Annotated in this window: 11 protein-coding genes; all 11 read left to right on the plus strand. The window is 37.7% G+C overall.

Annotated features, from left to right (window positions below):
* A partial coding sequence (locus B4N75_RS00465) for a sodium ion-translocating decarboxylase subunit beta (RefSeq protein ID WP_296706290.1) occupies positions 1-579 on the plus strand: 579 nt, incomplete at its 5' end.
* 143 nt (positions 580-722) lie between these two features.
* Positions 723-1,088, plus strand: coding sequence for a hypothetical protein (locus tag B4N75_RS00470; RefSeq protein ID WP_296706292.1), 366 nt, complete (start codon positions 723-725; stop codon positions 1,086-1,088).
* Positions 1,089-1,292: 204 nt separating this feature from the next.
* A complete protein-coding gene (locus B4N75_RS00475; RefSeq protein ID WP_296667182.1) occupies positions 1,293-1,415 on the plus strand; it encodes a hypothetical protein in 123 nt (40 codons plus the stop codon).
* Positions 1,416-1,593: 178 nt separating this feature from the next.
* A complete protein-coding gene (locus B4N75_RS00480; RefSeq protein WP_296022687.1) occupies positions 1,594-2,766 on the plus strand; it encodes an ABC transporter substrate-binding protein in 1,173 nt (390 codons plus the stop codon).
* Between the two features lie 260 nt (positions 2,767-3,026).
* Positions 3,027-3,911 carry a branched-chain amino acid ABC transporter permease gene (locus B4N75_RS00485; protein ID WP_296022688.1) on the plus strand — a complete coding sequence of 295 codons (885 nt, stop codon included), beginning with the start codon at positions 3,027-3,029 and terminating at the stop codon, positions 3,909-3,911.
* Between the two features lie 13 nt (positions 3,912-3,924).
* The gene (locus B4N75_RS00490) at positions 3,925-5,055 is read left to right on the plus strand and encodes a branched-chain amino acid ABC transporter permease (RefSeq protein ID WP_296706294.1); all 1,131 of its coding nucleotides are present in this window, start codon (positions 3,925-3,927) and stop codon (positions 5,053-5,055) included.
* Complete coding sequence (locus B4N75_RS00495; protein ID WP_296667186.1) at positions 5,055-5,903, plus strand: ABC transporter ATP-binding protein; 849 nt, start codon at positions 5,055-5,057, stop codon at positions 5,901-5,903. The genes B4N75_RS00490 and B4N75_RS00495 overlap by 1 nt, the downstream gene beginning before the upstream one ends.
* A complete protein-coding gene (locus B4N75_RS00500; protein WP_296022691.1) occupies positions 5,896-6,606 on the plus strand; it encodes an ABC transporter ATP-binding protein in 711 nt (236 codons plus the stop codon). Before B4N75_RS00495 ends, B4N75_RS00500 begins: the two co-directional genes overlap by 8 nt.
* On the plus strand, positions 6,607-7,941 hold the full coding sequence (locus B4N75_RS00505; RefSeq protein WP_296706296.1) for a flagellar motor switch protein FliG: 1,335 nt from the start codon (positions 6,607-6,609) through the stop codon (positions 7,939-7,941).
* Positions 7,934-10,975, plus strand: coding sequence for an insulinase family protein (locus tag B4N75_RS00510; protein ID WP_296667191.1), 3,042 nt, complete (start codon positions 7,934-7,936; stop codon positions 10,973-10,975). Before B4N75_RS00505 ends, B4N75_RS00510 begins: the two co-directional genes overlap by 8 nt.
* A gap of 23 nt (positions 10,976-10,998) precedes the next feature.
* A partial coding sequence (locus B4N75_RS00515; RefSeq protein ID WP_296022694.1) for a hypothetical protein occupies positions 10,999-11,216 on the plus strand: 218 nt, incomplete at its 3' end.

Consider the following 11,216-nt stretch of genomic DNA (forward strand, 5'->3'; position numbering starts at 1 on the left):
ACAACTAAAAAAGAACGCATGATTCACATGGAAAACCCACGCCAGGTTTCAAAGACAGAAAAAGTTTTGTTCCCATTGATGCTTCTTGTTTTGACAATCCTTTTATTGCCTCCGGCGGCTCCTCTTATCGGTATGCTTGCTTTCGGTAACTTTGTAAAAGAGTCTGGAGCGGCTGCCCGTCTTTCAAAGACAATGGAGAACGAATTGATGAACATTGTCTCAATTCTCCTTTCTTTGGGCGTAGGTTCTCAGATGACACCGGAAAAAATCATCAAGGGAGAATCTCTTGGAATCATCGTTCTTGGTCTTGTAGCTTTTGCAGTTGCAACAGCCGGCGGACTTTTGATGGCAAAATTGATGAACGTTTTCCTTCCAAAAGGAAAGAAAATCAATCCTCTCATCGGTTCGGCAGGTGTTTCTGCTGTTCCAATGGCAGCCCGCGTTGCGCATAAGGTTGCGCAGAGCGAAGACCCTTCAAATTTCATCTTGATGAATGCGATGGGACCGAACGTTGCTGGTGTAATCGGAACTGCAATGGCAGCCGGAGTATTCATCGCTACATACGGTGGACTTCGCTAGTCGCTTCGTTCCGTCGCATGTAGCTTGTGATTTTGCAAAGGCAAAATCAATCGCAACTTATGGCGGATTGCGTTAATTTAACAATTTGATTTGCGGTGATTGAGTTCGTCGAAATCGCCTTAAATTCATAAAAAGTAAAAATTATGAAAAGCCGTTTTCTGTACATTGTATTTTCATTTCTCGCTTTGTTTTCTTCATATGCGGGAATAAGTACACAGAAAGCGGTTTTTTCTTCATCTGACGATGTAAAAATCGTCGCTGTTCATTCTCCGTCGCAGGAATTCATTTCCGCGTCTGTAAATGAAGCGAAAATAATTGAGCGGACGTTTTCACGCTCGCAAAAGAAAACTGAATCTTTCGGCGGTTTTTCAGGAAATCTTCTTTTTGAAGATTTAGGATTTTCTTCAGCTTTTCTTTCTTCTTCATCGAATATTTCTTTAAGCACTTTTCGGGTGCTTCTTCTTCCAAAATCAATTCAAAATATTATTTTCCTCCAGACTGTCGTCTAAATAAAACGTAAAAATCATAATTTTGACCTTATTTTAAATTTTTCTCAGAGGTTTTATATGACGGGTTTTATTATTGTGCTTGTTATTTTTGCAGTCATGACTGTTGGTTGCATTGTGTTTTTTAAGTAATTTTTTTTAGCCTGCAAAAAATCTTTATTTTGCAGTTTTGAATTTTTTAAATTTTTTTTTGATTTGGAGATTATTATGTTATTTGGAATTATATGCGCTGTTTTGATTTTAGTTTCTTCTGTTGTTTTTTCTCTTTTAGCCGTTTTGATTGATAATTTTGGCGACAGATGTATTGAAAAAATTGACGGAAAATTCTAATTCAAACTTGTGGTTTTATTCTTTATTTGATATATTGAATTAAATATCCGGTATTTTAGTTTTTAGACAAAGGGGTCTGTGTTTTATAAAAAAATGCAGGCCTTTTTTGTTTTTAAATTGAATTAGGCGGAAATTGATAGTATAATAGAAAGGTCTTTTTTTTGTGAGAGGTATTAAAATGAAAAAAAGTGTTCTTGTTGCATTAGCCGGCGTTTTGTCGGCTGCTCTTTTGGTTAGCTGTGGAGAAAAAACTCCTACTGTTAAAATTGGTGTTTTTGAACCTGCTTCTGGCGACAATGGTGCCGGTGGTAAACAGGAGACTCTTGGTATTCAGTATGCAAACAGCATTACTCCGACTGTAAATATTGGCGGAACAGAATACAAAGTTCAGCTTGAAATTGTTGATAATGAGTCTTCAAATGATAAGGCTGTTTCTGCCGCTTCAGAACTTATTTCTAAAGGTGTTTCTGTAGTTTTGGGTTCTTATGGTTCTGGAGTATCTATTGCAGCTTCTGATACTTTTGCTTCGGCTGGTGTTCCTGCAATTGGAGTAACTTGTACAAACCCTCAGGTTACTGCTGGAAATGACCATTATTTCCGTATCTGCTTTCTTGATCCGTTCCAGGGCTCAGTTCACGCTTATCTTGCAAAGTCTGTTTTTAATGCTAAAAAAGCCTATGCACTTGCAAAACTTGGCGATGACTATTCTGTAGGATTGTGCAATTACTTTATTGAGGCTGCAAAAAAACTCGGAATTGAAGTTGTTTATGAAACATTCCCTGACGGTACAAGCGACTTTGCGGCCTATGTTGCAAATGCAAAAAACTGCGGCGCAGATGTAATGTTTACTCCAACTTCTATTGAAGCTGCGGCTCTTATTATTGAACAGGCAAATACTCAGGGACTTTCAATTCCACTTCTTGCAAGCGATACTTGGGATTCTAACGTTATTTTGGCTTCTGCAAAAGGAACAAACATCGGTATTTATGTAACGACATTCTTTGTTGAAGGCTCTGATGATCCTCAGGTTGTTGATTTTGTAAACGGATTCCGCAACTACATCAACACAAATGCTACTGCAAAAACAAATAACGGCGGTGATGATGAAATTGCTGCTGTTTCTGCAATGGGATTTGACGCTTATTACACAGCTCTTGAAGCGATTAAGAATGCTGGTTCTATAAAACCTGACGCTGTAAAAGCTGCTTTGCCAAAAACTTCGTACAAGGGAGTTTCTGGAAGCATTGCTTTTGATGCAACTGGAGACGCAGTACGCGATGTTGCCTATATTAAAAAGGTAAACACAAAGACTGGAAAATGGGATTTTGTTGCTCAGCAGAGCGTAAAATAATTTAATAAAACAAAAAACATCTGCAAGAGTTTGTCATAAACTGATAAAACTGCAGATGTTTTTTTATGATAAAATATTGGTATGGCTGAAAAGTATTTTTTTTGCAAGTTCAGTCTGGCTGAGGGATGGTAAGGGCGCGGAGCGTTCTAAAAAAATCAATTCGCATGCGGATTGATTTTTTTAGAATGAAACCCTGGACAGCCCGTTTTCTGTGCTTGAGCAGAAACAGCCCCAAAAAATTAAAAACAATGGAAGAATAAATGGATTTTTTACAGAGTAATTTGCCGTATCTTCTTGCAGGAGTTTCGACTGGCGGTCAATATGCGCTTATTGCCATTGGTTATACGATGGTTTATGGAATTTTGAGACTGATTAACTTTGCGCACGGAGATGTTTTTATGGCTGCCGGGCTTATAATGGTTTATAGTTATACAATTTTGCCTTTGTGGCTTGCTGTTGTTTTTACTGTCGTGCTTACTGTTTTGCTTGGATTTTCGGTTGAAAGAATTGCATACAAACCTTTGAGAAATGCGCCTCGTATGTCGATTATGATTTCGGCAATCGGAATGTCTTATCTTTTGCAGAATATTGCCCTTTATATTACTGGCGGTCTTTTAAAAAAATATCCTACTATTCCGTGGATTTCTGATTCTATTACAATTGCCGGCGCAATTACAAAGCGCGTTACGGTTATTACTCCATTTTTGACGATTTTTCTTGTTCTTGCCCTTGTACTTTTGATTAAAAAAACAAAAATTGGAATGGCGATGCGTGCTGTTTCGAGAGATTTTGAAACTGCCCAGCTTATGGGAATTAAAATAGATTCTGTCATAAGCACAACTTTTGTTATCGGTTCTTTTTTGGCAGCAGTCGGTTCAATCCTGTTTTTTTCTAATTATCCTGGAGTTACGCCTACTGTTGGCGGAATGCCTGGCTTAAAGGCATTTGTTGCGGCTGTTTTTGGAGGAATTGGTTCTGTTCCTGGAGCTGTAATTGGCGCTTTTATAATTGGTATTTGTGAAAATATTATAAAGGGAATCGGATGGACGACTTTTAGCGATGCTTTTACTTTTGTCCTTTTAATTATTGTTCTTATGTTTATGCCGACCGGTATTTTTGGCGAAAAGAAAACTGATAAAGTTTAGTGCGGGAATGAAAATGCAAAATAAATTGTTAAAATTAAATGATTTAAAAAATAAAAAGGACTTGATTGCCGGTTTTTGTCTGCTTGGCATTCTTTTTGTTGTGCTTGCTGTTCTTGAAGCTGTTTTGCCTCGAACTTCAATTTTATTTACTGTGCTAAAAAAAGGCGCAATTTATTCTCTTGTTGCCGTAAGCATGAATCTTCTTAATGGTTTTACAGGACTTTTTAGTCTTGGCCAGGCCGGATTTATGCTTCTTGGAGCGTATACTTATGGAATTTTTACGATTCCTGTTGCTGCAAGGGCTCAGGTTTATCAGTATTTTGACGGCGGTTTGATTCAGTTTACTTTGCCGGTTTTTGTTGCTTTGATTCTGGCTGGAATTGTTGCCGCTCTTTTCGCTTTTTTAATTGGGCTGCCTGTTCTTCACTTAAAATCCGACTATCTTGCTATTGCAACTCTTGGTTTTGCCGAAATCGTGAGGGCGCTTTTTCAATGGGACAAAATTGGCGTGGTTACGAACGGTTCTAACCTTTTGAGAAAATATCCGGTTTTTCAGAGCTGCATATTTTATTTTTTTGTTTCCGGGATTTGTATTGCGATCATAATGCTTTTAATCAATTCTACTTATGGGCGTGCTTTTAAGGCTGTCCGTGATGATGAAATTGCAGCCGAGGCGATGGGAATAAATCTTGCACAGACCAAACAGTTGAGTTTTGTGGTAAGTTCATTTTTTGCAGGAATTTCAGGCGCGCTATTGGCAATGTTTCAGACAACTATTCAGGCAAGTCAGTTTAAATCTGCTCTGACTTACGAAATTTTGCTGATTGTTGTTATCGGCGGAATGGGATCGATTACAGGAAGCTGTATTTCTTCATTTTTGTTTATTGCTTGCTCTGAATGGTGGCTTCGCTTTTTGGACAGAACGGTTACGATTGGTTCATTTACTGTTCCTCTTTTGAGGCCTGGATTTAGAAAAGTAGTATTCTCAATTGCGATTATGGCGATTGTTCTTTTTTATCAAAAAGGAATTATGGGCGAAAATGAATTTAGTATAAGCGGAATTATAAAATTTCTTAAAAATTTAAGATTTAAGCTTTTTAACAAAAAAATTAACAAGCAAAAAGAAACTGCGGAGGCGAAGTAATGGCTCAGAACGTTTTAAAGCTTGAAAACATTACGATGCAGTTTGGCGGTGTTGTTGCCGTAAAATCTCTCAGTCTTGAAGTAAATAAAGGCGAGATTGTCTCTTTGATAGGGCCGAATGGCGCCGGAAAAACAACAGCATTCAATGTTATTACGGGTGTTTATTCTCCTACAAACGGAGCGGTTTATTTTAACGAGAAAAAAATCGTGGAAAATCATCCGCGCGGAAAAATGAAAAAACTTTACGCAGGAAGCGAAAAAGGCCAGTATCTCGGTCATCTTGAACCGACTCCGGACAAAATTACAAAACTCGGAATTGCGCGTACTTTTCAGAACATTCGCCTTTGGAAAAGCCAGAGCGTTTTTAACAATGTCTTGATTGCAATGCATTTGCGCCGTACAAGCAATATTTTTACTGCGACTTTCCGTCTGAATTTAAAAGAAGAAAAAAAACAGAGGGCAGAAGTTGAGCGGCTTTTAAAAATTCTTGGTTTGTACGAAGTAAAAGACGAAATGTGTACATCTCTTCCTTACGGTTTACAGCGCCGTCTTGAAATTGCGCGCGCTCTTGCAACAGAACCTCAGCTGCTTTTGCTTGACGAGCCTGCCGCCGGAATGAATCCTCAGGAAACTGCCGAGCTTACAGAATTTATCCGCAGAATTCGCGATGAATTTAATCTGACTGTTTTTATGATTGAACATCATATGGATCTTGTAATGGATATTTCTGACAGAATCTATGTCTTGAATTTTGGAGCGCTGATTGCGAGCGGCATTCCTGAAGAAATTCAAAATAATACGGAAGTTATTAGCGCATATCTTGGAGAATCGGAGGACTCAAATGCTTAGTATAAAGAATTTACATGTTTCTTACGGCGGAATAAAAGCCCTCCGTGGTGTTGATATTCAGGTTCCTGACGGAAAAATCGTTACACTGATTGGAGCAAACGGTGCCGGAAAGTCAACTTTATTGCGTACAATCAGCGGACTTGTAAAGGCAGAAAGCGGTTCTATTGAATTTGGCGGAACTGAGCTTGCTGGAATGAAAATCGATAAAATCTGTTCGCAGGGAATTGCCCTTAGTCCAGAAGGAAGACATGTCTTTGCCGATTTGACCGTAAAGGAAAATTTAAGTATAGGTGCTTATTTACGAAAAGATAAAACTGAAATCGAAAAAGACCTGCAATGGGTTTATTCGCTTTTTCCGCGTCTAAAAGAAAGAAACTGGCAGTATGCAGGCACACTTTCTGGCGGAGAGCAGCAGATGCTTGCTGTTGGACGTGCTCTTATGAGCCGGCCTAAACTTTTGATGATGGATGAGCCTTCTTTAGGGCTGGCCCCTCTTATCGTTCAGCAAATTTTTGATATAATAAAAGAAATCAACAAGGCCGGAGTGACGATTCTTCTGATTGAGCAGAACGCGAATATGGCTCTAAAAATTGCAGACAAGGCTTATGTTCTTGAAACTGGTTCGATTGTTTTAGAGGGTAGCGGTGAAGAACTTTTGCAGAATGAATCTGTACGGGAGGCCTATCTCGGAAAAAAGAAATAAATGAAACTTTCAGATTTTGAACTTAATGCTTATTTAAAAAATTCTGCTGGAAATTCCGGCTCTGAAAAGTCTGTTGCGGATATGGTGCTTTCTGACCGCTTAAAAGACGAAAAAAAAATGGTAAAGCCTTTTAATCCAAAACGGATATATTCAAATCCGGTGGTTCAAAAATCTGAAGCCGACAAAGCCGGAAAAACTTTTTCCGGTGAAAATTTTTCAACGACTGGATTTCCAAAAAACTTTAACCCAGTTTCCGAAAAAAAATCATTTTCGGACTTTGCTTCGAAAAATGCTATTAAAAACGGCGGGCTTTTAAAAGTTCCTGTTCAGCGGCCTTCTCCAGACGGAAAAGACAACGTTTACAGGCGTGTTGCAAAGTTTTTAATGCTTATTGGAATTGATGAAGCTGCAAAAATTCTTCCGCACCTTTCGTCAGATCAAGTTGAAAAAATAATTCCTGAACTTGCGACAATTCGTTCAGTCGAAAAAGACGAAGCGGTTTCAATCCTAAAAGAATTTAAATCTTTGACGGAACGCGCCCGCGAAGACGGCGGAGTGAATGTTGCCAGAAATATTCTTGAAAAAGCCTTTGGCGCTAAAAAAGCGGGCGAAGTTTTAGAAAAAGCGGTTCCTTTTAAAAATGGAAAACCGTTCAATTATCTGAGCGAAGCGGACAGCGAAAAAATTTCCGCGCTTTTAAAAGACGAAAGCGCAAATGTTCGCGCTCTTGTCTGTTCTAACCTTCCGCCAAAAAAAGCCGCCCAGTTTATAAAATCACTTCCCGAAAAAGACAAAACGGAATTGATTTTACATCTGGCAAAACTCAAGAAAATGAATCCGGATATTGTTGCAAGAATTGACGAAGCGATGCTTAAAAAAATGAATTCGCTTGTAACAGAAAAATCTGATTCAATTGACGGAAAGAACGTGCTTGCCCAGATTTTAAAGCAGATGGACAGTGCAAACGAAGAAAAACTTCTTGATAAAATTTCTTCTTCAGATCCTCTCTTGAGCGAAGAATTGAGGGAAAGGCTTTTTACAATTGATGATATTGTTAATGCTGACGACAAATTTATTCAAAAAAAATTACAGCAGATGCAGGATGAAGAAATTGCATTTGTAATTCACTGCAAAAAAGACGATTTTAGAAATAAAATTTTATTCAACGTGTCAGAAAACCGTCGAAAAATGATTCTTGACGAAGAAGAAAGGCGAAGTCCAATGCGAAAAACCGATGTTGAAAAAGCGACTTCTTTGTTTTTTTCTTATATGAGACGCGCCTGGGAAGAAGGAAAATTGATTATAAAAGGAAGGGATGACGAAATTTATGTCTGATATAAAGATTTTTAAAAAGGGAAGTGAATATAACGGTTTTTGTATTTTAAATGTTTTTGAATTAAAAGACTATCATTCAACGGCAATATATTTGCGGCATAAAAAAACAGGGCTTGAGATTTTGCACCTTGTTAACGATGAAACCGAAAATCTTTTTTCTTTTACCTTTCGAACGCCAAATCCTGAGGGAAACGGCGCTGCACATATAATGGAACATTCCGTTTTGTGCGGTTCTGAGCGTTATCCTCTAAAAGATCCTTTTACACAGCTTTCAAATCAGAGCGTAAAAACTTATTTGAATGCCGCAACTTATGCAGATAAAACGGTTTATCCTGCGAGTTCGACTGTCGAAGCCGATTATTTTAATTTGATGAGCGTTTATGCCGACGCAGTTTTTTTTCCTAGGCTTTCGCCTGAAATCTTTGCGCAGGAAGCCCATCGCCTGGAAATTGACGGAGATGGAAATCCTTCTATTCAGGGAGTTGTTTACAACGAGATGAAAGGCGTTTATTCGTCTTTTGAATCGGTTGCAATGGACGTTCCTGTAAGAAATTTGTTGAAAAATTCAATTTATGAAGAAGATTCTGGTGGCGATCCTTTAAAAATTCCTTTTTTAACTTACGAAGAATACAAAAATTTTCATAAAAGATGGTATAGGCCAGAAAACTGTTTTGTTTTTTTGTACGGAAATATTCCGACAGAAAAGCAACTGGATTTTTTGCAAAAAAATTTTTTGACAAGGCTTGAAGAAAAAAATCCTGACTATGAATGGACAGATGAAGTAAGAAATTCAATTTTAAAAACGCATATTGAATATGTAACTCCAAAAAAAATTGAAAATGAGCTTTTTGTAAAGACAACCGGACCTTCTGGCGAAGAAAAAGAAAAGAAAAGCACTGTTTACGTTACCTGGGATTTGGGAGAATCAAAAAATGCCGAACAAAATATGGAAAAAATATTTTTGACAGGCGTTCTCTTAAACCATGACGGCTCTCCGCTCCAAAAGGCTCTTGTCGAAAGTGAGCTTGGCGAAGATACTGCTCCTGGAATGGGACTTGACGGACTTTTTCATACTCTTTTTACAGTCGGTTTGCGTGGTGTTAAGAAAAACAGCGCCGAAAAAGTAAAAGAACTCGTTTTTTCAACCTTGAATAAAATCGTAGAAAATGGAATTGATAAAGGCGATATTGATTCAACTTTGATGGGACTTGAAATTTCTCACCGGGAAATTGAACGTCAAAACGGACCTTTTGCTAAATCGCTGATGATGGCACCGATAAACGCCTGGCTTTACGGAAATAAAATCGAAGACAGTTTTCGCTTGAGAACTGTTCTTGAAAAAGTAAGGCAGAAAATTCAAAACAAAAAAGGCTATCTTGAAGAGCTGATAAAAAAATTCTTCTTAGAAAACAAAAGTTTTGCTGTTTGCGAAATCGTTCCTTCAAAAAAATATACGACAGAAAGAACAAAACAGGAAAATGCGCTTGTAAAAGAATTGGTTCAAAAAACTTCTTTGGAAGCCATTAAAAACGAAAATGCTGAACTTCATGCTTTTCAAAGCAAAAAAGACGATACTTCTTGCCTGCCACACCTTCGTCCCAGCGATTTTATTATTGAAGGAAAGAGAATTTCTGACAGTTATTCGCTTAAAATCAAAACTCTCGAAGGAAAAGACGGTTCTTCTGTAGATTATTTTGAAAGCAGAGAAAACACCAACGGCATTACTTATGTCGATATTGGTTTTCCGGCCGATGTTTTAACTTCTGACAAATACAAATATCTTTCTCTTTTTGCAGAAACAGTATGCGACTGTGGCTGGGGAAAACTTGACTGGAGCGAAGCTGCCGCCGAAACAGCCCTTTCTACAGGTGGAATTACCTGTTCTATTTTGACGAGCGAAACTCCGCTTACAAAAAACAATGCCGATTTTAGAAAAAGACACAATTTTACGGCACGCGATTGGGTTGTTTTTAAGCTTAAGGTAATTGATGAAAAATTAAAGGAAGGACTTGGGCTTTTTGCGGACAACATAAACAAAGTTGATTTTAGCGATTATAAACGTTTAAAAGATATTGCGGTTGAAACGAGAAATGATTTTGATTCAAGCGTTGTGCCTGCCGGTCATCAATATGCAATGCTCAGATGTTTGCGAAAAGCTTCTAAGGTTTCTGCGGTTGATGAAATTTTAAACGGTTTAACCCAGATTTTTTGCCTTCATGAATTTGCTGAGGCTGATCCGAAAAAAAATTCTGCCGTCTTTAATGAAATTTTACGGAAAATAAAATCTGGAGGCGGTTTTATTCACGTGACTTCCGAACCTGAGACCATTGAAAAAAATAAGGAACTTATCGCAGCTTTTGTAAAATCAATTGGACTGTGCGCCCTAAAATCTCCAGCAGAAAATAGCCTTGAAGATTTTGTAAAATTAACAGAATTAGACAGCAAAAAAAGTCTAAAAAATTCCAGAGATGAAGAAATTGTGATTCCAAGCCTTGTTGGTTTTGCAGGAGAGGCGTTCAAAACGATTGCTTACGGTCAAAAAGGAAATGCAATTCTTGAAATCTGCTGTCATTGGCTTTCTAATATTCTTCTTTGGGAAAAAGTCAGGACAATCGGCGGCGCATACGGCGCTTTTTGTGACATTGATTCAATTACTGGAAATCTTTTGTTTGCTTCTTATCGGGATCCGGCACCTCAAAAAACAGCTGATGTTTTTGAAAACTGTCTAAAAGAGGCGGCGCTTATTGATTTTAATCAGGACGAAACAGAAAAAGCCGTAATGGGAACTTATTCGCATTTTGTTGTGCCAAAAACACCTCGTGCACGCGGAAGCATTGAGCTTTTGCGGACTTTGTATGCAATTGACGATGTTGACAGGGAAAATAAAATTCTTGAACTTTTGCACTGCACTCCAGCAGAATTAAAAAAAGGTTTTAATGAACTTTTAGAGTTTTCAAAAAAAATAAAATATCGTGTTATAATCGGACCTGATAATGATGATTTAGGTGGCGAAAAGATATTTTTACCATTATAATAAGAACATACGGGAGATTTATTATGAATCATAAATATAAAACTTGTATAAAAATGTTAAGACAGCTCGTGTCAGATATTCAGGGAGCGCCGTATCCAAGTGAAAACTTTGAACCTGAATTATATAAAATTTGGTATGAACATGTTCAAAATGCTGCCGTAAATTGTTTTGAATATCTTGATGACAATTTTCCTCAGGAAAAGGAAGATTTTGATAAGACTTTAAATAAAATCTTTAAATA

The sequence above is a fragment of the Treponema sp. UBA7570 genome, from assembly GCA_002477955.1.
GTDB lineage: Bacteria > Spirochaetota > Spirochaetia > Treponematales > Treponemataceae > Treponema_D.